The 22,292-nt window shown below is 59.8% G+C and carries 22 protein-coding genes and 2 pseudogenes; 13 read left to right on the top strand and 11 right to left on the bottom strand.

Going from position 1 to position 22,292, the window contains the following annotated elements:
* Nucleotides 1–171: 171 nt before the first annotated feature.
* Complete coding sequence (locus AC0L2M_RS13340) at nucleotides 172–648, top strand: histidine kinase (RefSeq protein ID WP_128178093.1); 477 nt, start codon at nucleotides 172–174, stop codon at nucleotides 646–648.
* A gap of 37 nt (nucleotides 649–685) precedes the next feature.
* Here the strand turns inward: AC0L2M_RS13340 and ppk2 are convergent, their stop codons facing one another.
* Together ppk2 and AC0L2M_RS13330 are read right to left on the bottom strand one after the other, a co-directional pair.
* Nucleotides 686–1,519, bottom strand: coding sequence for a polyphosphate kinase 2 (gene ppk2 / locus AC0L2M_RS13335; protein WP_473535141.1), 834 nt, complete (start codon nucleotides 1,517–1,519; stop codon nucleotides 686–688).
* Nucleotides 1,520–1,591: 72 nt separating this feature from the next.
* Nucleotides 1,592–3,271, bottom strand: coding sequence for a SulP family inorganic anion transporter (locus AC0L2M_RS13330; RefSeq protein WP_473535087.1), 1,680 nt, complete (start codon nucleotides 3,269–3,271; stop codon nucleotides 1,592–1,594).
* Nucleotides 3,272–3,361: 90 nt separating this feature from the next.
* Between AC0L2M_RS13330 and AC0L2M_RS13325 the strand changes: the two genes are divergently transcribed.
* From AC0L2M_RS13325 to AC0L2M_RS13315, 3 genes are all read left to right on the top strand, one after another.
* Nucleotides 3,362–4,912 (top strand): CYTH and CHAD domain-containing protein, encoded by a 1,551-nt coding sequence (locus tag AC0L2M_RS13325; RefSeq protein ID WP_473535086.1) that lies wholly within the window; start codon nucleotides 3,362–3,364, stop codon nucleotides 4,910–4,912.
* Nucleotides 4,913–4,999: 87 nt separating this feature from the next.
* Nucleotides 5,000–5,290 carry a hypothetical protein gene (locus tag AC0L2M_RS13320; RefSeq protein ID WP_287375384.1) on the top strand — a complete coding sequence of 97 codons (291 nt, stop codon included), beginning with the start codon at nucleotides 5,000–5,002 and terminating at the stop codon, nucleotides 5,288–5,290.
* Nucleotides 5,291–5,305: 15 nt separating this feature from the next.
* Nucleotides 5,306–5,515 carry a hypothetical protein gene (locus AC0L2M_RS13315; RefSeq protein WP_023799928.1) on the top strand — a complete coding sequence of 70 codons (210 nt, stop codon included), beginning with the start codon at nucleotides 5,306–5,308 and terminating at the stop codon, nucleotides 5,513–5,515.
* A gap of 1,109 nt (nucleotides 5,516–6,624) precedes the next feature.
* Here AC0L2M_RS13315 and AC0L2M_RS13310 read toward each other — a convergent pair.
* From AC0L2M_RS13310 to AC0L2M_RS13300, 3 genes and pseudogenes are all read right to left on the bottom strand, one after another.
* Nucleotides 6,625–8,268: a SulP family inorganic anion transporter gene (locus tag AC0L2M_RS13310; RefSeq protein ID WP_287171583.1), complete on the bottom strand. Its 1,644-nt coding sequence runs from the start codon at nucleotides 8,266–8,268 to the stop codon at nucleotides 6,625–6,627.
* 65 nt (nucleotides 8,269–8,333) lie between these two features.
* On the bottom strand, nucleotides 8,334–8,741 hold the full coding sequence (locus AC0L2M_RS13305) for an SAM domain-containing protein (RefSeq protein WP_128178099.1): 408 nt from the start codon (nucleotides 8,739–8,741) through the stop codon (nucleotides 8,334–8,336).
* A 392-nt stretch (nucleotides 8,742–9,133) separates the two neighbouring features.
* Nucleotides 9,134–9,831, bottom strand: a pseudogene (locus AC0L2M_RS13300) (IS6 family transposase).
* Nucleotides 9,832–10,051: 220 nt separating this feature from the next.
* On the opposite strand from AC0L2M_RS13300, the gene AC0L2M_RS13295 reads away from it, so the two are divergent.
* From AC0L2M_RS13295 to AC0L2M_RS13280, 4 genes and pseudogenes are all read left to right on the top strand, one after another.
* Complete coding sequence (locus AC0L2M_RS13295; RefSeq protein WP_077380058.1) at nucleotides 10,052–10,198, top strand: ABC transporter; 147 nt, start codon at nucleotides 10,052–10,054, stop codon at nucleotides 10,196–10,198.
* Between the two features lie 148 nt (nucleotides 10,199–10,346).
* Entirely contained in the window at nucleotides 10,347–11,018 is a 672-nt protein-coding gene (locus AC0L2M_RS13290; RefSeq protein WP_287238931.1) for a hypothetical protein, read from the top strand.
* A gap of 79 nt (nucleotides 11,019–11,097) precedes the next feature.
* Nucleotides 11,098–11,271, top strand: a pseudogene (locus tag AC0L2M_RS13285) (protein-S-isoprenylcysteine O-methyltransferase); the annotation flags it as partial.
* 270 nt (nucleotides 11,272–11,541) lie between these two features.
* The gene (locus AC0L2M_RS13280) at nucleotides 11,542–12,063 is read left to right on the top strand and encodes a hypothetical protein (protein ID WP_473535085.1); all 522 of its coding nucleotides are present in this window, start codon (nucleotides 11,542–11,544) and stop codon (nucleotides 12,061–12,063) included.
* A gap of 221 nt (nucleotides 12,064–12,284) precedes the next feature.
* Here the strand turns inward: AC0L2M_RS13280 and ydiK are convergent, their stop codons facing one another.
* From ydiK to AC0L2M_RS13260, 4 genes are all read right to left on the bottom strand, one after another.
* Nucleotides 12,285–13,385, bottom strand: a complete 1,101-nt coding sequence (ydiK, locus tag AC0L2M_RS13275; RefSeq protein ID WP_128177062.1) for an AI-2E family transporter YdiK — start codon at nucleotides 13,383–13,385, stop codon at nucleotides 12,285–12,287.
* A gap of 146 nt (nucleotides 13,386–13,531) precedes the next feature.
* Entirely contained in the window at nucleotides 13,532–14,620 is a 1,089-nt protein-coding gene (cax, locus tag AC0L2M_RS13270; RefSeq protein WP_128177060.1) for a calcium/proton exchanger, read from the bottom strand.
* Complete coding sequence (locus AC0L2M_RS13265; protein WP_128177066.1) at nucleotides 14,592–14,939, bottom strand: potassium channel family protein; 348 nt, start codon at nucleotides 14,937–14,939, stop codon at nucleotides 14,592–14,594. Before AC0L2M_RS13265 ends, cax begins: the two co-directional genes overlap by 29 nt.
* Nucleotides 14,940–15,026: 87 nt before the next feature.
* On the bottom strand, nucleotides 15,027–15,224 hold the full coding sequence (locus AC0L2M_RS13260) for an aspartate-alanine antiporter-like transporter (protein ID WP_287171649.1): 198 nt from the start codon (nucleotides 15,222–15,224) through the stop codon (nucleotides 15,027–15,029).
* Between the two features lie 614 nt (nucleotides 15,225–15,838).
* Between AC0L2M_RS13260 and AC0L2M_RS13255 the strand changes: the two genes are divergently transcribed.
* The 5 genes from AC0L2M_RS13255 to AC0L2M_RS13235 all read left to right on the top strand — a co-directional run bounded on the left by AC0L2M_RS13255 (nucleotide 15,839) and on the right by AC0L2M_RS13235 (nucleotide 20,148).
* Nucleotides 15,839–16,336, top strand: a complete 498-nt coding sequence (locus AC0L2M_RS13255) for a hypothetical protein (protein ID WP_473535084.1) — start codon at nucleotides 15,839–15,841, stop codon at nucleotides 16,334–16,336.
* Between the two features lie 39 nt (nucleotides 16,337–16,375).
* Nucleotides 16,376–17,773 (top strand): DUF3300 domain-containing protein, encoded by a 1,398-nt coding sequence (locus AC0L2M_RS13250; RefSeq protein WP_128177058.1) that lies wholly within the window; start codon nucleotides 16,376–16,378, stop codon nucleotides 17,771–17,773.
* A gap of 48 nt (nucleotides 17,774–17,821) precedes the next feature.
* Nucleotides 17,822–18,772 carry a DUF2950 domain-containing protein gene (locus tag AC0L2M_RS13245; protein ID WP_031255263.1) on the top strand — a complete coding sequence of 317 codons (951 nt, stop codon included), beginning with the start codon at nucleotides 17,822–17,824 and terminating at the stop codon, nucleotides 18,770–18,772.
* Nucleotides 18,773–18,851: 79 nt separating this feature from the next.
* Nucleotides 18,852–19,688 carry a universal stress protein gene (locus AC0L2M_RS13240; RefSeq protein WP_473535083.1) on the top strand — a complete coding sequence of 279 codons (837 nt, stop codon included), beginning with the start codon at nucleotides 18,852–18,854 and terminating at the stop codon, nucleotides 19,686–19,688.
* Nucleotides 19,689–19,809: 121 nt separating this feature from the next.
* A complete protein-coding gene (locus tag AC0L2M_RS13235) occupies nucleotides 19,810–20,148 on the top strand; it encodes a hypothetical protein (RefSeq protein WP_287280420.1) in 339 nt (112 codons plus the stop codon).
* 139 nt (nucleotides 20,149–20,287) lie between these two features.
* Here AC0L2M_RS13235 and AC0L2M_RS13230 read toward each other — a convergent pair whose 3' ends face one another.
* Together AC0L2M_RS13230 and AC0L2M_RS13225 are read right to left on the bottom strand one after the other, a co-directional pair.
* The gene (locus AC0L2M_RS13230; RefSeq protein ID WP_023799913.1) at nucleotides 20,288–21,523 is read right to left on the bottom strand and encodes an HlyD family secretion protein; all 1,236 of its coding nucleotides are present in this window, start codon (nucleotides 21,521–21,523) and stop codon (nucleotides 20,288–20,290) included.
* Nucleotides 21,520–22,074 (bottom strand): hypothetical protein, encoded by a 555-nt coding sequence (locus tag AC0L2M_RS13225; RefSeq protein ID WP_287171584.1) that lies wholly within the window; start codon nucleotides 22,072–22,074, stop codon nucleotides 21,520–21,522. The genes AC0L2M_RS13230 and AC0L2M_RS13225 overlap by 4 nt, the downstream gene beginning before the upstream one ends.
* Nucleotides 22,075–22,292 lie beyond the last annotated feature (218 nt).

The raw sequence follows: 22,292 nt of genomic DNA, 5'->3' as shown, positions 1-22,292 counted from the left end.
CCGCGGCGGCCGATCCCTTCAACGTGCGGCTGGCAGCCTGCCTCAGTCGACTACCCTGCTGATTTACGTCTTGCGGTTGGGTGGGCATGAATTGAGCCCAACGAACGAGATTGGCAAGACGTCGATCTGCCTCTGTGTTCTATTCTCGAACGGTTTCGAGTGGAGGAGAAAATGGCCAACATCAAAGACACAGCTTTAGACATAAATGCGGCGCCGCCGAGCGCTGAGCAACTGCGAATGGCTCTCCTAGAGGAGCAGATGGCGGAGGCAGACAAGCAGGAAAAGCTGCGGGCGAAAAAAAATCAGGAGCTCACGAAGTTCACAGAAAGTTTCCTCAAGGACCAGGTGAACGAGAATGAAATCGCGATGGTCCGCCGCCTGGTGATGAACGCTGTCAAGAACGGCAAGTACGAAGCACTAGTATATAGTTTTCCGTCGGCCCTTTGCACTGACAGCGGCCGAGCCATCAACAGCGCTGATCCGCAATGGCCCGAAACGCTCCAGGGCAAGGCCAAGCAGTTCTATGAGCGCTACCAGAAGAATGCGAAGCCGCAGGGTTACAAGCTTAAGGCCATGATTATTAACTTCCCCGGCGGAATCCCTGGCGACGTCGGCTTCTTCTTAAATTGGGAGCCCGAAACCAAATAGGAACCGGTAATGGTTCTGAACTGCGTGTATAGCTGGGTCAAAGCACGTTCGGCACCACGTTGCGCGGAGTTGCATCGTCCACGAAGTTGTCGGGCCGCTTCTGGCGTTTGCTGAAGTTAGGTTTTTCGAACTCGACGCGCTCATAGGGGATGGAGCTCAGAATGTGCGAAATGCAGTTGATGCGCGCGCGCTTCTTGTCGTTTGACGGCACAATCCACCAGGGCGCATGCCTTGTGTCTGTTGCACGGATCATCTCGTCGTAAGCGCGGGTGTAATCCCACCAGCGGTTGTACGATTCGACATCCATCGGGCTCAGTTTCCACTGTCGAAGGGGGTCGTCGGCCCGCTGTCGGAAACGCCGCTCCTGTTCTTCCTCACTCACATCGAGGAAGTATTTGAGCAGCGTTATGCCGCTTTCGACCAGGGCGGTTTCAAACGTCGGTGCCTGTTCGAGAAAGCGCCGCGCCTGCTTGTCGCTGCAGAAACCCATGACGCGTTCGACGCCAGGACGGTTGTACCAGGAGCGGTCGAATATCACGATTTCGCCTCCGGCGGGCAGGTGCTGGATGTAGCGCTGCATGTAGATCTGGGTCTTCTCTCGATCGGTCGGAGCCGGCAGGGCGACGACGCGGAACACTCGTGGGCTGACCCGCTCGGTCAGGCGCTTGATCACGCCGCCTTTCCCGGCGGCGTCACGGCCCTCGAAAATGATCGCGATGCGGGCACCAGACTTCTTCACCCAGGCCTGAAGGTGGGCAAGCTCGACATGCAACCGGGCGAGTTCCTTCGCATATTTTTTTCCTCCCGATTTCGCTTCCTCCGCCGGTTCGGATATCGTAGCCGCCACCCTGTCTCTATTCTTCTTACTCATGTCTTCCTCCACTCCACTGGCACGCAGCCATTAAAATGACAGTTGGGTGACAGCAGGACAGTCCCTGAACTGTCACGCTTGGGCCTCGAACGCATGATACGCCTCTTCGAGAATGTCGAAGACCATGTCGGAGCCAATGCGCTCGATCACGCCGGCGCGAACAAGGATATCGCGCGCTTCGGCGTGAAGCTCGGCTACGCCAAGCCTGATCCCGCGATTGCGCAATTCGTCACATAGCTCCTCCAGCATCGCCGCTGCCGAGCTGTCGATCTGGGAAATTGCACTTGCATCAATCAGCAGCCAGCGTGTGTCGGCCGGCAATTCCTCGGCAATGGACCGCAGCCGCGATGCGACGTAGTCGGTGTTGAAGAACAGCAGGCTGCCTTGAATGAGGCATACGGCGAGGCCGGGTACCTGACGGGCCTCGGGCGTTCGATGCAGTTTGTAGAAACCGTCATGGCCTGGAACACGGCCGAGCATAGCGTCGCGGGGAAACATCAGCTTGCGCAAAACATAGACCAGCGTCGCGCCGATCGCGATGACAACCCCGTTAAGGACGCCCAGACCGATCGGACCCCACATCGCAATGAGGGCGAAGACGAACTCCATGCGGCTGATGCGCCAAATCTGCCTAAGGGCGGCGAGATCTATCAGGCTGATTGCAGTAGCCGCAAGAATCGCCCCGAGCGCAGGGATCGGGATAATCCTTAGGGTCGGACCGAGAAACAGCAGTGTCGCGATCAGGGTCGCGGCAGCCACGATGCTCGTCACCTGCGAGCGTCCGCCAACGGTAAGGTTGACCGCCGTGCGCGAGTCGGAGGCCGTCACCGGGAAGGCGCCGAAAAGGCCCGCCCCTATGTTCGCAGCGCCAAATCCGATGAGTTCGCGGTTTGGATCGACCGGGTAGCCGCCTATTGCCCCAAAGCTGCGGGCCGTAATGATGCCGGCGCCGTAGCTCACGAGGAAGATCGCCGCGGCGCCGAGGGCCAATGTCTGGATCGGAAGGTCAGCGATCGCTGGCAACGACAACGAGGGCAACCCTGTCGGAATATCGCCGACTATGGCGATGCCGCGTCCTTCAAAGTCGAAAACGGCCGAAAGCACTACGGAGAGGACCACGACCAGCACTGGCCCGGGAACCGGAAAACGCATGGCCCGCGCGATCTGCAACAAACCGAACATCCCCAAGGCCAGCAGAAGAGACGGCCAATGTATCGATCCGGCCTTGCGCAGAAGTTCGAGGACTGGTGCGAGCAGGCCTTCCGCCTCGATCTTGACTCCGGTGAAGCGACCGATTTGGCCGATCAGGATCGAAAGCGAGATGCCGATGAAGAACCCCGTCAGGATGGGACGCGACAGGAAGGTTGCAAGAACGCCGAGCCGAAGCACCCACGCCGCCAGGCAAAACAAACCGACGCCAAGCGCGAGGATTGCTGCGATCGCAGTTCGGTCCACTTCGAGCCCGATTGGCACGGTCGCGGTAACCGCGACCAAAACCGCCGCAAGCACCGTCATCGTAGCCGCGTCCGGACCGACTATGAGCTGACGCGAGGGGCCAAAGATCGCGTAGGCAACCAGCGGCGCGATGCTCGCGTAGATGCCGGTCTCAGGCGGCAGGCCCGCTATCGCAGGATAGGCGATAGCACTGGGAAGCCCAACCGCGGCAACTGCAAGCCCGGCAGAGACATCGCTCCGCACCCAGCCCGGTTGATAACCGGAAAGGCTCGTAAGCACGGGAAGGCGCAAGCCCACCGGGTTGAATCCTTAGCTGGCATAACTATTTTATAGCTTAAGCTACTCTATAATCTTGCACCGGGCCTGACAACACTACAACACTCGGCCATGAGCGAGATCGAGCTAAAATTTCTCCTCGACGAACTGACGTCGAGCCAACTGGGCGTGCGCGCGAAGGCGTTGAAGCTGGTTACTGGCCGCCCGAAAACCAGGACGCTCAAAAGCATCTATCTCGACACCCCTGATCATGCGCTGAAGAAGGCAGGAATTGCGCTCAGACTCCGGCGCGACGGGCGGCGTTGGATACAGACCGTTAAGACCAAGCCAGAGCTGCATGGCGGTCTGTCGCAGGTTGGCGAGGTGGAGAACCCGGCTCCGGGCGGGCGGCTGTGTCTCGAAGCGATTCCGGACGCAGCGGTCCGAGAGGAGGTCGTTCGCCGCGTGAACGGCGCGCCGCTTGAGTTCGTCTGCGAGACCGTGATCAGGCGTTCCGCCAGCGAGTTGTCCCTTGAGGACGGCACGCGTGCGGAACTGGCAATAGACATCGGCGAAATCCACGCCGGGGGGCGCTCGGCCGAGTTGCGTGAACTCGAGATCGAAATCATCGAGGGCAGCCCCGGCGGATTGTTCGACATTGCACATCTACTGTTTCCTGAGGGGAGCCTGAGGTTCTCCCGCCTTTCCAAGGCGGCGCGCGGCTATCTGCTCGCGGAACAGGGATGGATCGACCCGCCGCTCGCGCCCCGCAATGCCGAGGACGTTGCACTCGATCGGGCTCAGATCGCCGAGCAGGCGGCACGCGACGTCCTTCGCGAGTGCCTCGATCAGGTCGCCACGAATGTCGTGGTGATCCGGGAGCTGGACGATCCCGAAGGGCCGCACCAGTTGCGGATCGGCCTGCGCCGATTGCGAAGCGCGTTCTCTGTCTGCGCTTCCGTTCTGAAGAGCCCGGAAATGACGCGGCTCAGCATGGAAGCCCGCTGGTTTGGCCAGGAGGTCGGGCGTCTCAGGGATATCGATATGGTGGCGAACAATATCGTACGGCGGGAGGCCGAGGCCCACGCGGATGAACCGGGTCTGCCGCCGCTTGCCGATGCTCTCTCGAAGCAGGCGGGGGGACTGCGCGATCACCTTCGCAAGGTTCTCCCCGACGCGCGCGTGCAGGCGTTCCTGATCGACCTGGCGCGTTTCGTGGAGGCGCGCGGCTGGCTCGTTCCTCAAGATTTTGGCCAGACCGAGCGGCTTGCAGCGCCGGTCGTCGAGTTGGCTGGCATGGCACTCAGCAAGCGCTGGAAGAAAGTTAGCAAGCACGCACGTGGACTGGAGACTCTCGATGTGGAGCAGCGCCACGAGTTGCGCAAGCAACTAAAGAAGCTGCGCTATGCGGTTGAGTTCTTCTCTCCCTTGTACCCGGCGAAACGTGCTGAACCGTTCCTGAAGCAATTGAAGAAACTTCAGGCGGTCTTCGGCGACCTGAACGACGCGGCGGTCGCCAGAGCCATCTTGACGGGAGCGGAAGCGCCCGGCGCCGGCGATCCGGCCGCGCAACGCGCCATCGGATGGGTGATCGGAGCGAGTCAGGCGCGCGCCGAATTTGGCTGGGCTGGCGCAAAAACCTTGTGGGGAAGCCTCGACGAGACCCGCCCCTTCTGGAAGTGACCGGCCCCGCTGCATGGAGATCGCTGGCCCGGCTTTGGCCTCCGGAAGACGCGGCGATTGTATACTTGACAGACCAAACTTTGGTTGATGGCGTTTCCCCGCAATCCTGCTAATATGCTTGGCGTCGCCAAGTGGAGTTTTGCTGTGGAAGCGGGCGAGATGCAGGCTATTGCCGACACCCTGATGCGGGTCGTGACGCCAGACATGACGCCCAAGCAATTGACCAAGGCGGCAATGAAAGCGCATCCGAACGCGTCAAAGAAGGATATCGCCTGCGCGGCGTTCTTCTCGATTATTGCAACCGCCGATCAGGACCACGGCAAGGTCAAGAACCTGCAGGCGTTCGCAATAGCCGAGCGCGTAGCCGGCGGCTCTTGATCGGGAGCATGGCGCTTGCGTCCAACCAATGCCGACCGAATAGCAATCCGCGAGCAACAGATTGAGCTTTGCCGCGACATGATTGCGTGGGAAGCGTCACACCATTGGGGCGATGCAGTCCAACTCGCGCATTTCTCGACTGATATCATCGAGGAATACAAGCGCCTGATCGCCACGCTGCAGCTAGTCAGCGACGGGTTGCGAAACCTTGAACCAGTTCAGTGACTAATTCACTGGCCGCGTCCCGTGCCATCTTATGAACGGCGCATTCTTCCCGGTGATCTCCACCCGCGTACAGAGCCTGGCCCAGCCTCCGGAATTGGTACGTCGCAAAACTCAAAGGGCTTCTGATACCCGACAAATCGAAGAGCCCGCATGGTCTTGCCGTCAGTCGTATGACCCTCCTGTCGTTGACCCTGGGCAGGACCACAAGATACACGCACGCAACACAGAATCCAAAGAACGTCGGCGCGCCGCCCCTCAGTAAGAAGTTGGTGGCGCTCGGGTCCGCATCCGCCCGTCTGGCTGTGTAAGGGTGAAGTGCCGGTCTGAGTCCTTAGTTGGGTGACGGACTTCTGCGCTAAGCCTAAACTTGCCAGATGACACTTTATGCGCGAAACTTGGTTTTCGAAGAGCCACTCATAGAGCAGATGTGGGAATAGCGTGGTTGTCCACACCACCGTCACAACCGGCATCAAAAATAACGGCGAGCAAAGTGGGGTCCAATCAAATGGCATATGTCGCGTCTTGGCGGAATCCTCGCGTGAAGGCGCGTGGTATGGTCATAAGAGCAACTTTCGCCGCCACTGCGTTGTCGCAGTTAGCGGCCATCGCGCATGCCAGCGAGGGATCATTTGATGACTTTCCTTTCTTAGTACATTGCGAGGTTAGCGGCCTGCATCGTGCTTTCTATTTGTCCACAATTGGCCAAGACGGGGTTGCCGTCTATATTTCGCCAGACAGGCAGGCCGGCACCATAACTGTAAGCGGCAAGGCCGATCCGGTGGGCGGAGACGGGTCGGGAAGTTGCGCAGGAAAAACACTTGAGCAACTACGATCGACGGGTCAAGCATATGACTTGCAACACTGATCTTTGAGGAATGTAGTCTTATTCTTTTGACCTACTATCTCAGCTAGGACACCGGCTGTGGCCGGCTGAATGCCCGGTGTTCGTACGTGCCTTCCTTCGAGCCAAGCCAATGCTGCCTTGTCTCGCGCCTGACAGAGTACATGGGATGATCAGCGAAGTTCCATCCGACCGCTCTTCACGGCAGGATCCCCAGTCATATTCACGCCCACCGAGAGGTGGCTCACGACCGAGCGCCAATGGGTGCCTAGTTTTGATTGAAACTCGTCATATAGTGCTGGATGGCTCCCCGTACGCTGGAGAATAGACGCTCGGGTCCTAGTCGATCGGCGAAGCCAGAGGCCCGGATGTATTCGAGTACGCTGGGGTTCAGCGCCACTATCCAACACGTCATTCCTTGCTCGGTTATGCGGCGTTCACCCTCCATTATCATCTGGAGGGCGGAATACTCGATGTCGAAGACCCGGCTCATGTCGAGCGCGAGGACGCGCGGCTTGTGCTCGACGACCAGGGCCTGGATCTGATCCGCGACCCGTTGGGCATTGGCGAAGAAGAGCCGTCCCTCCGGCCGGAGGATAAGCAGGCCCTCGAATGTCTCATCGTCCGGGTGCTCGGGTGACAACGGACGGACTACGTCGGTGCCCCGCTTGCGGCCGATCACGTAGACATTTGGGTTGGCCGACTGACTGGCCAAGCCAACGAGCGACAGAACGATCGCCACGACGATGCCCTGCAGCGTGCCGAAGGCAAGTACGCCAAGGAAGGCCGCCAGCGCCCATCGAAACTCCATTCGCCGTACCTTGCGGATCGACACGAACTCGGCCGGCTTGATCAGTCCGATCGAGTAGACGATCACGATTGCCGCCAGCACAGCCTGAGGCAACAGGCTGAGCAGCGGGGCGAGGAGCAGCATGGTGGCCGCCGCGGCACAGGCCGTGACGAGAGATGCCTTCTGCGTTTGTCCTCCGACCGCGCGGACCACGGCAGTCTGGGAAGTACCACCGCCCGCCGGCATGGCGCCGAACAACGCACCCGCCAAGTTGGCGGCCCCTGTTGCAAGAAGCTCGCGGTCGGCCTTGATGAGCGGCTCGGCGGGGGCGGCGAAGGCTCGCCCGGCGGCGATCGATTCAGTGAAGCTCATCAATGCGATGCCGAGCGCGCCCGGCAAGAGTTGCTGGACGAGGCTGAGAGTCGGCAGGGTGATCGAAGGGAGCGACTGTGGGATGAACCCCACAATCGCGACGCCCAGAGAATCCAAACCGACGAACCATGAGAGCCCAATCCCCGCGCTCACCGCTACGAGGGGAGCCGGCGAATGGGGCCAGAGCCGCTCTATAGCCAACAGCGCCAGTATTGCCGCGATGGCGATGGTCAAAGTGAGCAGCGACGTGTTGGGTAAATGGTGCGCCACACTCAGAATGTCGCGGAGGAAGCCTTCCTTCGCAATGTGCACGCCGAGCAGCTTCGGCACCTGATCGAGTACGATCACAAGACCGATACCGGCCTTGAAGCCGGTCAGAACGGGAGACGAAATGAAATTGGCGACGAACCCGAGGCGAAGCACTGAGGCCCCGATCAGCAGGGCTCCGGTCAGCGCGGTGAGCGTCGCAGTTGCCGTGATCAGTTTATCCGGATCACCGTCCGGAACTGCGAGCCCGAGCTGTGTCCCAGCGAGGATCGCAAGGGTGGTCGTAGAGCTTACACTCAGGACGCGCGATGTGCCAAGCAACGCGTAGACGATCATCGGCACGAAGGCCGTGTAAAGTCCGACACTCACCGGCAGGCCCGCAACCGTCGCGTAGGCCATCGCCTTTGGCAGGACGACGGCTGAGGCCGTCAGGCCTGCGACCACGTCGAGGCGTTGGATTGCAACAATCGAGGGCTTTTTCACGCCGCTTTGCCAGCGCTCAACAATCGAGCGACCTTGCCGATGTCAGTTATGGTTCTCAACCTAGTCTAGCTAGGGTGTAACTCCTCGGCAAGGAAGGTACTTAACTGTATCCTACTCCAGGAATTTCGGTTCAGTCTGGCGACGCAGCGATGGTAGGTTCCGATGATCTCGCGCATGTCCTCCGGATCTAGGCGGCCTGCGAGTGCCGTCGAGCCGACGACGTCAACGAACATGACCGTTAGCTGCCGCCGCTCAGCCTCTGGAAGCGGCGGGGCTGTCCCTGAGATCGCCGCCAGGGATCGCGTGGTCGAGGTGGCCGCTGTATCCGAATTCGCGCGCAGGACGGCGATAGCGGCGAGCACGAGATCGTCGGCCGTGAGCTGGGGAAGCGTTTCAGCTTCAATGTCGTTGTCGCGAAAAGCCTGCTCGTATTGCTGCAGGCCGAGGCTCCGTAGCCATTTCGCGATATCCACGCCCCTTCTCCTTTTCGGCTGCGGGGGCTGCCCTGTTCTCCCAACTATATCCCAAATCGATGGAGTAGGCGGAATCTCTTTGGAAGAGGCCGCTGAAACGGAGATATCGGCGTGGAACGGGTGGCCTGACGACGAGCATCGCTTCTCGAAAGGATGCCTGCTCTGAGGTCAGGACTTGCCCATGCTCTTGCCTCGGGGAAGGTCAGCTTCGGAGAAGCGCTGGCAATGTCAAGAAATGGCGCGTCCTTCCTTTCCGCAGACCGGAAGAATTGACCCTTGGACTAAGCCGCTCGCGCGGCAATGGCGCCCGTGGTGAGGGTGCAGCAATGATCTGAACGGTTCCGTTGCAAAATTGTCGTCTGGCAATAGAAACTCTGGGAACGACCCCAGCCTCACGCGACGGCGATGATTTCGAATTGCTCGGCGATAGCGGATTTGGATTGAAGGCGTACCTCGCCTGTCGTTTTCGCATCATGTGGATCATCTCGATCCCGCCCAGCGTGGCGATAGCGCTTGCCAAGTTTGAAACCGAGCATAGGCCGCACACGACAGTTGATGCGCCGGTGATCCTGCTCGATGCGGTTGTTGAGGTACTGGCTCTTTCGGATGCGGATCGGCTTGAGCTGCCGCCGCGACCGATCCCGCAGCCGGCTTTCCGCGTCACAGGAAAGGATCGCCTCGCGATTCGTCTGGCTGCCGTCGATGACGATGCGCTCGGGGCGGCCATGACGCTGCAACGCCTTGCGCAGGAAGCGTTTGGCCGCCGGCAGATCACGATGCTCGCTGAACCAGAACTCGACGGTGTCGCCGACGCTGTCGATGGCGCGATAGAGATACATCCAGCGGCCGCGAACCTTGATATAGGTTTCGTCGATATGCCACCTTCCGCCGACGGCACACTTGCGCCGATTGAAGCCTTTCAGCAGCAAGGGCGAGAAGTGAACGACCCAGCGGTGGATCGTCGAATGATCGATACTGATGCCGCGCTCGGCCATCATTTCCTTCAATTCGCGAAGGCTCAAGCCGTAGGCCAGATACCAGCGAACGCAAACAGAATGACGGACTAGTCGAAATGGCGGCCCTTGAACATCTGAACTCTCCGGCGAAACACCAGAGGCCATGCCATGCGCCTGGTACCGAAAGCTTTGCAACACAGCCCAATTTTGCAACGGAACCCGACAGAATGCCTCTCCCAACCATCAACCGACAGTTAAACTGGCTAGGTGTGTCTTTCCTGCACTAGCTGCGGTGTAGTCCCCCGTTAGTTTGCGTGTTGTAGCTTGAACCGATTCGCCCGAGGGGAATATGTGATGAGCAGGATTCTAATCGCAGTGGTCGCGGCGCTCGCCGTCGCCAGCCTAAGCGGCTGCGCAAATATGGACATCGGCAAAGGGAAGGGGAAGGCTCCGCCGCCTGTCGTCGTCGAAGAGCCTGCACCGGCGCCCGTGTACAAGTAAACCGGCCTAGGTCGGGATGGGGAAAGGGCCGCTGGCCTTTCCCCATCAGCCAGCAATCCGGATCGGGCGACTCTTCGGCTCGGTCGTGAGGTCGGCAGTGGCGGGCAGGACCCGCTTTTGATCTGCGCTCTCGGAGTTCGGGAATGAAATGACGCTTGTAAGTGGCCGTTCGCTGTCCGTGGCCCTGCTCGCGCTCGCGGCGGCATCATGCCAATCGCAATCGCAGGATAAACCTCAACTGAATTTCACGTCCGATGATCGGACCCTAGCGGCTGCCGGGGCGCCGACGAGCACGGTGAATTCAGCAGAAGGCCGGTACTTCATCGAGTTCCGCTCCCGCTACGCCTATACATACGGGCACTCCTTCGTGATTTTCGGGCGCATGGACAAATCGGGAAAGATGATCAATGCCGAAGTCGCCGGGCTCGCGCCGAAATCCAACGATCCCAATATCTATATGCTCGGCCATCTCGCGCCGGTGCCGGCCTCGACCGGATGGACCGACGGCGATCTGGAAATCGCCTACCGGTCGGCGAGCTGGACAGTTCCGCTTACCGAACCTGAATACAGGAGGGTCGTGGCATATATACGCAAGCTGCAGGCCAAGTCGCCGCTCTGGCACGCGTCGCTCTACAATTGCAACGCCTTCGTGGCCGACATCGCAAGCTTCATGGGCTACAAGACGCCAGGTATCTGGCTTATGCCGCGTGATTTCATCACAAAGCTTCGACAGATGAATGGCGGGCCGAATGCGATCGGCTATACCGGCCCGCCGGGGGTTGAATCCGGAAATGCCGCCGCCGCAACGGCCCCCCGTTAGCAGATCGAGAATGTCGAGGCGGCCGCGGCTCCTCAAGACGTCCATACTGCCGTAAGGGCGCCGGTGAGCTAGATTGAGCATGGAAGCGAGTTCAGTCGGCCAGATCGTATGGGTGTTCGGGATCGTCGGCTGGTATGTGATTCGATATCCTTTCGAGCACCGGGTCAAGCGCGTGCTGCTCTTCGGCCTGGCGATTCTGCCCGGCTTCTATGTCGCGACCGGAATCCCCGAGTCAGCCGACTTTACGGCGAGATGATGGGCGGTCGCGCTCGGGGCTATCATCTTCGCCCTGGCCGCGCGCGGCATGGGCCTCCCGGACTTTAATGGCGCATCATTGCCATCCGAATCAAAGGATGCGCTATGGGACAGGTTCTACACCGCCGCGCCACCATGCTGAAGCGGAGCCACTCGTTCGCCTCTGCCCAAAGCACGGGAACTCGGCAAGCGGAATTAGACTCCAAACGGAAATCGCTTGCTGTAAGGTGCGATTGCTCAAGTGTTGTCATGTGCCGGTTGTCCTGCCATGAACGGTCCCGATCCCGTTAGACCCGTGCTCGACCCCATCGACCGTCTGTCGGAGGTAATTTTCGGACTATTGATGGCGCTTTCCTTCACAGGCACCATGAGCGTCGCGGTTGGCGAAGGCGACAAGGTGGGGGCCGTGCTGATGGCTGCCCTGGGCTGCAACCTCGCTTGGGGAATTGTCGACGGCGTCATGTTTGCCTTGACGACAGCTGTGGAGCGGGTGAAGCGCCTAAATTTCTTTGAGGCCATCCGCGTGATGCCCCTGGCAGAGGCGCGGCGCGTCTTCCTCTCCGAGTTGCCGAAGGACGTCCGCCTGGTCACATCCGAGGCCGACGCCGAAAGTATCGTCACGCGCATCAGATCTCTTCCAGCATCCGACAATCGGCGCATTGTGAACATTCGGGATGTCAGAGCTGCAGTTTCAATCTGCTTGCTGGTCATCCTATCGACGCTTCCACCCAGCATGCCGTTCCTGTTCATCGACGATCTGCCGACGGCGATGCCGCGTCGAACGCGGTAGCCGTCGCCATGCTGTTTTTGATCGGCGCACGGCTCGGCAAATATATGGGCAGAAGCCCTTGGCCGATGGCTCTGGCCATGGCGGCAATCGGTAGCGTCTTGGTAGTTACGACTATAGCGCTTGGAGGGTGAACTGCCGGGCGTGCGCATTGAGTCCACCCTACTAGCCGATTTGGCTCGCGGCGCTGCCGCCTAGCTTAAAAGCAGCAACGCCTGCCGGCTTCATCGCGTTTCCCCAGGAGGTTCTCTATCATCGCCATCCGCCATCCACGCATTGAGCAGCGTGTAGGCGACCGCGAGCACCGTAGGGCCAATGAAAATGCCCAGCATGCCAAACGCTACCAGGCCGCCGATGACCCCGGCCAGGATAAGCAGCATAGGCAAGTCGGCGCCTCTGCGGATGAGAACAGGGCGAATAAATTGATCCATCGTCGCGGCGACGATGGTAAAGGCCAGCAACACCGTCGCCCAAAGCGTGTCGCCCGAATAATACATCCAGATCACTGCCGGAGCCATTACCAGGACCGGACCGAGCTGGATCAGACACAAAATGAAGATCAATGCCATGAGCACGGCGGCATAGGGCACGCCGGCTACGGCCAGCCCGATACCCGCTACAGCGCTTTGCGCAACGGCGGTAACCACTACGCCTAAGGCCACACTTCGGATCGCCTGGCCGGCCAGCTTTACCGCGGTCTCTCCACGAACGCCGCCCAGCCGGCGACCGAAGAGAATTGCGGTGGCGGCGGCCCGTTCACCGCCCGAATACATGATCGCGGCAATCGCGGTCGTCAGCAGGAAATGTATGAACATGCCACCCAAATTTCCGGTGGCTGACGCGAACCAGTAGGTCAGCGTTCCGGCATAAGGGGTCAGTCTTTGGACCAGTTCCTGAGCGCCCGCCGAGTTCAGTTTCTGCCATGCTTCGGCAGCGCGTGCTCCAACCAGGGGCACTCCCTCCAGCCAGCTGGGTGGCGGTGGCAGTCGCATCGACAGGATAGTCCGGACCAGGTCGCCAACCTTGTCGATGTTCGCGATGACCGTGCTGAGCGCCAGCCAGAAGGGCACGATCACAAGCAGCAGCAAGGTCAGCGTCATGATCAGGACGGCAAGGCCGCGGCGGTTGCCGGTATGGCGCTGCAACCAGAGCAGGAGCGGCCAGGTGGCAAGCACCAACGTCGTGGCCCATACGATCGCCGGCAGAAACGGCTGCATCACCCAGATGCTGGCGATGAGAAGACTGCCGATGAACAGCACCGCCAGCGTCACGCGGGTGAGATCCTGACGAGGATGGACGAGGGGACGCGAACCGTCCGAATCCATTATCTGCCCTCCCAACGCCGCTCGCCTATCTTTCTCACGTCATGTTCTCCAAGTCCGCTCCTGGCGCGCCCAAACCTGCGGTCAGCCCATCCTTGGTGTTCACCCTATGGTATTCGCCCTGACGGAACCACGGCCCGCCTACCTGCCTAGATTTGCGGTGGCAGAAGGTAGATCGTCATGGCGAAGATCAGATAGACCATCAGCAGCAGCACTCCGACGAACCATGCGGAACGTCCGCTATTGGTCATCAGAAATGCCGTGATCGTCGCGATAAGCACCATGACGACCGCGCCCGGCCAGAACAGCAGGTCCATCGGAGCGGGGCCGATAACATAGCTGAGGAGTACCATCATCGGGGCGACGAAAAGCGCGATCTGTGATGCGGCCCCAAGCGCGATGCCCACGCTCAGGTCCAGCCGGTCCCTTCGCGCGCCGGCAAACGCCGCCGCCATCTCGGCAGCACCGCCTACCAACGCAACGACGATGAAACCCACGAAGGCCGGCGTCATGCCGAACGCCACCGCAGCCTCCTGCACCGACTCGACGAACACTTCGCTTACCAGAGCAACAAGCACTGTCACCGCTGCCAACGTTCCGAGAGCCAGGCCCATCGGCCACGCTTCGCCTTCTTCCGCATGGGCTGTTCCGCTGAAAAGTTCTCGATGGGTCTTCAGTGAGAAGATCAGGCCCATCGCGTAGGCGCTGATGAGCAGCACCGACAATCCAACGCTCAACTGCTGGGTGAACGCGGACGTGGCAACGGAATCGACTTGCGCCACCATGGACGGGGTCACCATCGCGATCGTAGCGAGGAACAGCAGGCTGGTTTGCAGCCTGGCGCTGACCCTGTTGTACTCCTGCACATGATACTTGATACCGCCTAGCAGGAACGAGGCGCCCAACATGAACAGAGTATTGGCGACGATTGCTCCGGCGATAGAAGCCTTCACCAACGTGTACTGGCCGGCTTGCAACGCAGCCAGCGCAATGACCAGTTCCGTCAGGTTTCCCAACGTGGCATTCAGCAGCCCGCCGACCGTATCGCCCGTCTTGGACGCGACCGACTCGGTAGCCGCGCTCAGCAAGGTGGCCAGCGGTACAATCGCCAGCACAGAGAGCACAAAGAGCAGCGTGTGCGCTTCCGGCTCCAATTGCCGGACGACGAATACCACCGGAACAAACGCCAAAAGCCAGAGAACGACGTTGCTACGGATCTCTTTGATCAAGGGGCCCATTTCCAGCCTCGTTCAGGAGATTGCGGTCAGCCGCCCTCAGCGCCTGCACGGCGACCGCCGCAATGAGGCCTGTCATCACTATGCCGGCAAAACCGATTGCTATCGCCAGTAACCTCGTCAGAAGGTGCTGCGGCGAGAAATCGCCGTAGCCGATCGTAAGACCGGTCACGAAGGTGAAGTACAGAGCTTCGTCGACGCGCCAATTTTCAATACGCCCGATGATCAGCCCGCATCCCGCCATGGCGAGAAGGATGCCGGAGAAGATCGGCCAGACCACGCGAAGCTGCTGCACGAGCGCATAAAAGAAGCTGCGTCTCAACTGCCGCGATCGGGGCTTGCCGGGTAATCCTACTGCCACCGAAGTCCCTTTCTCAGGTCGGATTTCAGTTCGCCATCACGCCCACGATCACCGTCCCCCAGTTGTGAGCAGGATATGGCCGATCGGAACCGCCGGCGTATAGCCAAGGACGGCAACCGGACTACCCGAGCGGTCCTGCACCGCCGCCATGCCGGCGGTCATGGTCTGCGCCCCAGCCAGTCCCCCGAGGAGCAGTATGGGGTTCAAACGGAGCAGGTAGTGCCCGAGGTACAGTCCCGGCCCCACCGAAGAGAGGGAAGCGCATACGCAGATGCCCGACAACCAGTCCTGCCAGCAGCGCCCTCAGCGACGGAGAAATCGTGATCCCAAGCTGCCTAACGATGACGGCTGCAATGGGGGTCGCTGTTACCGCTCCTAGGCCGAGATCTTCATCCATAAAGGGGCAGAAATAATAGCAAATGGCTAGAGACATGAAGGTCAAGATTTCAGGACAGCTGCGAAGCGTGCTCACAAACCCATTCTACCACGATACCCTCCTGTTGCAGGTTCAATACTAGAACAAGCGGCCAGAAGTTCTCCGACTGCTTCCGCCGCTAAGGTAAATTGTATGATAATTATCCTAATGAAACCGCTGATTGTAATTTCAGTTAATTTGAAGTCGTACAATACACCCTTGCGTGCCTTATTTCAAGGTGTTATCATGGAACAACTGTATCGCTATGTTATTGAAGTCTCGATTTTTTTGACGTAGACTACTACTATGGTTAGATTTTAACAGCAGACGTGAGCGAGCGCGGAGGGGCGTAATTCAAAGCTTATTTTAATTATGGTGTGTCTAAAAACTGCGCGAGAAAGTAGTTTGATAGTAGAGAGTTGAGGGCCATTGAAGGGGTGTTCCTGTGGCGCATCAATTTTCCAGTGAGTTTGGCTCTGTTCAGAGCTTGAAGCGACGGCTCACCCCGTGTGACCGGTTAAATCATATCGATGCCGCGCAAACGGTTTCCAGTGCAAGCCATATTCGCGAAGGCTCCGACAGCGGTGGCGCGGCCGGAATGCCCGACCGATGCAGATCGGACGCGCAAGGACCGCCTCTGGATGTTCAGCCCAACGCGAATTCTGCGGCGTACTGCGGAACCCTCGATTTCGAGTTCTGGCTGCGCAAATACCAAGGCGAGGAAATGGTTACGTGGCTGAAGAAGAGCGTTCATCCACTGGACCTGGTCTATCGCCTGGCGGAGGACCACTCGATCGTGCTGCTCAATGGCGGGGGTTTCGATGCTCCCAACTGGAGCGTGCGTGTCTCCTTCGTCAATCTCCAGGACGATATCCATGACGACATAGGTCGCGCCGTCCGCGCGGTTGGGCGGAGCTACGTCGACACTTTCAACACCGTGTAAAAGAAATAGCTCGGCGATCGCTACCGTAGGAGCAGCCAGATGACCCATTGTTCCAGGTTCGGCCTCGTTTCAGTCGGCCTTGCGGCCCTCCTGATGCTTTCGCCGGCGGTGGGTGCGCCAGCCTACGCACAAACGCCCACGCCCACTCCCCGACCGGCGGTCGACAGCGAACCGGCCGCCGCCACCGAGGAGCCTGCTCCTCTCACGCTCGACGAATTGAAGGTCCTGACCGCGCCGATCGCGCTTTATCCTGACGATCTCGTCGCGCTCACCATCGCGGCTTCGCTCTATCCGCTACAGATCGTGCAGGCGGCCCGCTTTCTCGACGAAAAGGCGAAGTCTCCCGACCTCGAGCCGAGCGACAAATGGGATGGCAGCGTGATCTCGCTGCTCAATTATCCCAAGATCGTGAAGATGATGAACGACGATCTGGAGTGGACCGAACAGTTGGGCAATGCGGCCGCCAACCAGCAGAAGGATTTGCTCGTCGCCATCCAGCAGTTGCGCGACGAGGCGGTCGCCAAGGACTACCTGAAGACGACGGAGCAAGTGCAGGTTGTCAACGAAGGCGACAATGTCGTGATCAGGTCTGCCGATCCGCAGACCGTCTATATCCCGACCTATCCCCCCGAAATGCTGTACGAGCCCGACTACGTCATAGCGGGCGACCCGATCGCCTACGACCCGTACCCCTCCTATTACTATCCGACAGCGCCCTACTGGGCCGCGCTTGCCACCGGTGCGATGTGGGCCGCAGTGGTCGACTGGGACGACTGGGGAACCTGGGGCGGCGACGTGGATCTCGACGTTGATATCGGCGACAACATCGATATCGATTTCGACAATATCGACATCGACAATATCGACATCGACAGGCTGAAGGACCTCGACCTCAAGAACATCGACCGCGACAAGATCAATCTCAAGAACGCGAACATCGACCGCGACAAGCTCAAGCAGAACCTGAAGAGCAAGGACTTCAACAACATTGCCAGCAAGGCCAAGGACCGCCGGGAGTCGGGCAAGGGCAAGCAGGCGCGGGCGCATGACCTCAAGGGGAAGGATGTCCGCAAGAATGTCGCCGAAGGTTTGAAGGACCGGCCGCAGGCCAAGCTGCCGAAGTCGGGGACCAAGCGGCCCGATGCAAAACGCGTCTCGGACCAGCACAGGAAGGCGAAACCGGCGGCCAACAAACCTGCGGCGAAGAAAGTCGCTCAGAAAAAGTCCTCCAGGAAAAAGCCGGCTGCGCGCGCCGACAATCGTCCGCGCAAGCCGTCGGCGATGGGGAATCCGCGACCTGGCAGGGTTGCGACCAACCATTCGAACCGCGGTGGCTATAGCCGGGGTGGCGGCCATCGCCAGGTGCAGAGCAGAGGTGGAAGAGGAGGGGGCGGAGGCGGACGAGGCGGAGGCGGACGAGGCGGAGGACGCCGGTAGCAACTGCCGTATCGTGTGCGACATCCGGTTTATTTCAGGAACATGATCATGATCCGATACCTCATTACCGCAACTCTCGCACTTTCGCTCGGCGTTCCCGCACTTTCGGCCGGCGGTGCCCAGGAAGCACAGACCAGCACCACGCAGGATTTCGATGCCTTCATCGGCGAGACGCCCACGCCGTTCGCAACAGTCGACGAACTCGTCGAGGCGTTCCGCAAAGCGCTGGAGGAAGATGACAAGGAGGCCGTCGCCTCGCTTCTCGGACTGTCGCCAAGCGAAGTGCTGAAGTCGAAGGAAGTGGAGGCGAGCTTTCCGGAAATCCGCGAAGAGGCGGCGAAGGGCATCGCCGTCAAGGAACTGGCAACCGACCGCCGCTCGCTTCTTCTTGGTAACCAGGTATGGCCGTTTCCATTCCCTGTCGTGCAGACAGAGGGCAAATGGGCCTTCGATACCATCGCCGGGCTGGAAGAAGTCATCAACCGCAGGATCGGCGAGAACGAGCTGACCACCGTCGCCAACCTGCGCGCCTATGTCGAGGCCCAGGAGGATTACAAGGAAACCGACTGGGACGAGGATGGCGTCGGCGAATATGCTCAGAAGTTGATCAGCACGCCCGAAACATATGACGGACTCTATTGGGAACCCGGCGACGGCGTGCCGGAAAGCCCGTTCGGTTCGCTGATCAGCCAGGCCGAGTTGGCGACGGCCGCCGAGGACGGCTATTTCGGATACCGCTACCGCATATTGAACGGTCAAGGCGCTAACGTCGCCGGCGGCCAGTACGACTACGTCATCAACGGCAACATGATCGCCGGCTTTGGGCTGATCGCGATGCCTGCCGAATACGACCGCACAGGCATCATGACCTTCGTCGTAAACCAGTACGGCACAGTCTACGAAAAGGATCTCGGGCCCGATACGGCGGCGCTCGCCGAAAAGATCACTGCGTTCAATCCCGATGACGGTTGGGCCGTGGTCAACGATCCGGGCGAGTGAGCGGACCCATGCACATCCCGGATGCGTGCTTTGGGACTAGATGGCTGTCGCGTACCCTGCATTCAGAGGGAGGCCCCTAGTGAAAACGATAGCCCTGCTTCCTGTTATCACCTATCCCGAACCCAACCCTGAAATGGTAGTGCCCAGGGCGGTCGCGATGGCGGCGGCCCTCGGCGCGGAACTGCATGCGTTGGCCATCAACGTAGAGATCCGAAACATCTCGAATGCGCTGTCGCGGAGGCTGGTCGACGTCCCCAAAATGACGCGGGAGGCCGAAGCGCTGTGCCGGGATCGCGGCGAAGCGTTTCTAGCAAAGGCTGTGCTGGAAGCGAAACGGGCAGGCGTGGACTCAACCACAGACGCGGTCGCGTCGAATGCTCCCTTGCTGAATGACACCGCTGCAATTCAAGCGCGTTACTATGATCTCGTTCTCTGCGCCTGGGAGGCGAACAACCCCACGAGCAGGACGACCGCGCAGGCCATTATCTTCGGGTCGGGAAGGCCGACGATCCTTCTGCCAGAGGTCGAGCCTGTCACGAAGCTGCACAGCCTTGCTATTGCCTGGGACGGCAGCCGTGTTGCGGCTCGCGCTGTGGCGGATGCACATCAGGTGTTGCGCCGCGCTTCCAAGATTACGGTGCTCACCGTGACGGGCGAGAAGTCCCTGCGGGAGACGGACGCCGCCCAACGCTTGGCTCAAGGGCTGAACCTACGCGGGCTGTCAGCCGAGGCCATGCCATTCGTATCCGAGGATTGCCCGGTCGAGGTGTCGCTTCAGGAGCGAGCGATCGAAATCGGCGCCGACCTGATGATCATGGGAGCGTTCGGTCACACCAGACTGAGGGATTTCGTGCTCGGTGGGGCTACGAAAGGCATCCTGTCGGACGTCCGGCTGCCGATAATGCTTTCGCATTGATCGTGTCGGTGACGAGTGGCGAAGCGCCATCGAGCTTATTCGGAACCGGGTGGTCAAGGAACGGCCAATCAATGGTGTATATTTGGCAATGGTGTATATTTGGCCTAGGAAGGATATTCGCATGAAGGCTCGTTGGCTATTTACAGGAACAGTTTTCGCTGTCATTGCGCAATCGTCGCTTGCCTGCATGTATAGCCCTGAAGCACATGCCCAAGAGGGATCGTTCGAGGACTTTCCTTTCTTGGTGCGTTGTGAATTAAGCGGCATCGTTCGTGCTTACTACTTGTCCAAAATTGGTCCAGACGGGATTGCCGTTTATATAACCCCCGACAATCAGGCCGGCACAATCACCATGCGAGGCAAGGCCGAGCCAGTTGGCGGAGATTGGTCGGGAAGTTGCGCCGGAAAAACACTTGAGCAACTAAGGTCGGCAGGCCAAGCGTATGACTTGCCGCATTGATCCCTTGAGACGTCGTTGTTGCTCCGCGTTATGTCGGTTCAAATCCCGTTCCATTTAAGCACGAACGGCCATAGCGAGCTTAAGATCGCACTTTGGTGCAAATTTCCTTTGGCCGCATGTTCGACGGCGCGTCGGTTCCTCAATGCCCGCCCGAAAAGACGAGTGTTTGCACCGGAAGAAGGAGCGCCTGGAATCTCAATATGATCGCATGCACCAGCCCGACCGTATCTATGACGTGCAGGAACAGCCAGTGCGCTGTGCCCAAATCTTCCTCGGCAAGTCGGTCGTGATTGTTGGTGTAGGCGTTGGCGATGCAACTGCTGCCTGGAGGCACGCCATCGAACCCTCCCGCGAACAGCGGCTCCAGAAAGACGGTGATCGTTCCGGGCCGGACCACCTGTTGGGCGTCGATCAACTGATCCGACGCCCGAACCTGACCGGTCGCGATGAGATCCTGAACCTCGGTGACCACCATCGGAATGATCGTCAGAGGCATCGAAATACAAGTCGCTTCGGCAACCATGCCGACCTTCATGACCTGGGCTTCGAGCTGGCTGAAGCCCCCTATAAGAGCCTTCCTTCCGGCTTCCGCCGGTATGAGAACGCCGGCGGGCCGCATAATGGGATTTACGATGTCTCCCTTGCGCAGGGTGAATTGCTCCAAAGTGCCGGCGACCCCGGCGTAGACGACGGTCTTGTCCAGTTCGACCTGGGCCTGGGCAAGCGCCGCCTCGGCGCTTTTCTTCTGCGCCGGCAGCACGGACGAAATCTGCGATTCGACGGACTGCTTGCTTGCCATGACCGCGGAAATGGCGGCCTGCCGCCCTTCCACGATGTTGGCGAGCTTTTCGATCTCGCGCTGCGCGACCGTGCTGGCGTTTCGCCGTTGAAGTTCGGTCTTGGTTTCGAGTTCGTCCAAGGCCTGCTTGTACGAGCTTTGCGCTTCCTGAATGCGGGCGTCGGCCCCTACCAGCTCGGTTTTTGCCAATTCGAAACCAGCGTCTATCTCCGATATGCGCCGTCGCGCGGTCTCGAGCGCCGCTTCCTGCTCCGAGCTGTCAAGCCTGAAGATGCGCTGGCCAGCCTCGACCTTATCCCTTATGCCCACATAGACTTCCTCGACGCGGCCGGAGCCTTCGGGGAGGATGGGAATGGTGCGAAAGAACGAAATCGCACTCGACGTCGACGGATGATAGTAGAGAATGAGCGTCAGCAGAATCACTGTCAGAGCTATGCACGCCGTTATCCCGTATCGCAGCTCATACCATACAGAATAGAGCGTGATCTCGTGACCAATCCTCTTTCCCTGTACGAAGCGGCGGACGAGAAAATCGGGCAGGACGGTCAGGACCGAACAAAGCAGAACCTCGATCATCGTTCATGACCTCCCACTGACACCGGCTGGCGCTGATGGCGGTCGGACGGCTCCGGCGCATGCGTCTTGGCGATTTCGTCGCGGGGGTCGCTTCGGGCTTTCTCCAAGGGGGTCGGAGGAGGTACGGCCTCCACTTTGACCGGCGTATAGTTGGCAAGCACCTCGGGAGCCGGCTCAGACGGCGCCTCCGCGGCGGGGGATCGAAACCGCCCCGTCGCCATCCTGGCGAGCGAGTCGGCCATGCTGGCCAGGGGCGTCCAGAAGTCGGGCACGGGGACGAGCGCCAGAAACAGCGCGGCAATCCAGAACGCATGGATGTGGGTGAACAACGCCAGCAGCGACAGCACCGCCACCAGCTGGAACTGGATCTGACTGCCGCCGTGGGACATGCGCTCCGGCAAGGAATGGAGCCAGAAGTACAAACTTCCAATCCCCATCACGGCCAGCACAAGGAAGATGACCGACCCCGTGAACAACACATCGGTCTCGCCGGGGGCCGTTATGAAAGGCGGAAGATGATGCGGCGCCGCCGGATGCATTACCTCGGACATGCCTGCCACTCCCCAATTTCGCTCGTGCGAGGACGCCCGAGCACTAGGCACAGCAACGTCCAGCGCCCAAACTTAAGGATACTCCGTCCGCATCCGAATGCAACTGAAGAGGCCAGCAGTCGCGGAGCCGCCGCCCTACGCAGGACAGCCATCTCGTTGCTATAGCAATGCCAAGGCGACCGCCAGAAGGCTAACGACCAAGGCGGCGAGGCTTGGAA

It is taken from the genome of Mesorhizobium sp. WSM4806, from assembly GCF_055811635.1.
Note: the sequence above shows the minus strand (reverse complement) of the source record. Positions and strands in the feature narration are given on the sequence as shown.

Excerpts from the sequence above, each read along its gene's own strand:
- AC0L2M_RS13320 (WP_287375384.1), top strand. The coding sequence starts at position 5,000 with ATGGCGTTTCCCCGCAATCCTGCTAATATGCTTGGCGTCGCCAAGTGG.
- ppk2 (WP_473535141.1), bottom strand. The coding sequence starts at position 1,519 with ATGAGTAAGAAGAATAGAGACAGGGTGGCGGCTACGATATCCGAACCG.
- AC0L2M_RS13235 (WP_287280420.1), top strand. The coding sequence starts at position 19,810 with ATGAAGGCTCGTTGGCTATTTACAGGAACAGTTTTCGCTGTCATTGCG.
- AC0L2M_RS13280 (WP_473535085.1), top strand. The coding sequence starts at position 11,542 with ATGAACGGTCCCGATCCCGTTAGACCCGTGCTCGACCCCATCGACCGT.
- AC0L2M_RS13245 (WP_031255263.1), top strand. The coding sequence starts at position 17,822 with ATGATCCGATACCTCATTACCGCAACTCTCGCACTTTCGCTCGGCGTT.
- AC0L2M_RS13225 (WP_287171584.1), bottom strand. The coding sequence starts at position 22,074 with ATGTCCGAGGTAATGCATCCGGCGGCGCCGCATCATCTTCCGCCTTTC.
- AC0L2M_RS13325 (WP_473535086.1), top strand. The coding sequence starts at position 3,362 with ATGAGCGAGATCGAGCTAAAATTTCTCCTCGACGAACTGACGTCGAGC.
- cax (WP_128177060.1), bottom strand. The coding sequence starts at position 14,620 with ATGGGCCCCTTGATCAAAGAGATCCGTAGCAACGTCGTTCTCTGGCTT.
- AC0L2M_RS13295 (WP_077380058.1), top strand. The coding sequence starts at position 10,052 with ATGAGCAGGATTCTAATCGCAGTGGTCGCGGCGCTCGCCGTCGCCAGC.
- AC0L2M_RS13250 (WP_128177058.1), top strand. The coding sequence starts at position 16,376 with ATGACCCATTGTTCCAGGTTCGGCCTCGTTTCAGTCGGCCTTGCGGCC.
- AC0L2M_RS13340 (WP_128178093.1), top strand. The coding sequence starts at position 172 with ATGGCCAACATCAAAGACACAGCTTTAGACATAAATGCGGCGCCGCCG.
- ydiK (WP_128177062.1), bottom strand. The coding sequence starts at position 13,385 with ATGGATTCGGACGGTTCGCGTCCCCTCGTCCATCCTCGTCAGGATCTC.
- AC0L2M_RS13290 (WP_287238931.1), top strand. The coding sequence starts at position 10,347 with ATGACGCTTGTAAGTGGCCGTTCGCTGTCCGTGGCCCTGCTCGCGCTC.
- AC0L2M_RS13230 (WP_023799913.1), bottom strand. The coding sequence starts at position 21,523 with ATGATCGAGGTTCTGCTTTGTTCGGTCCTGACCGTCCTGCCCGATTTT.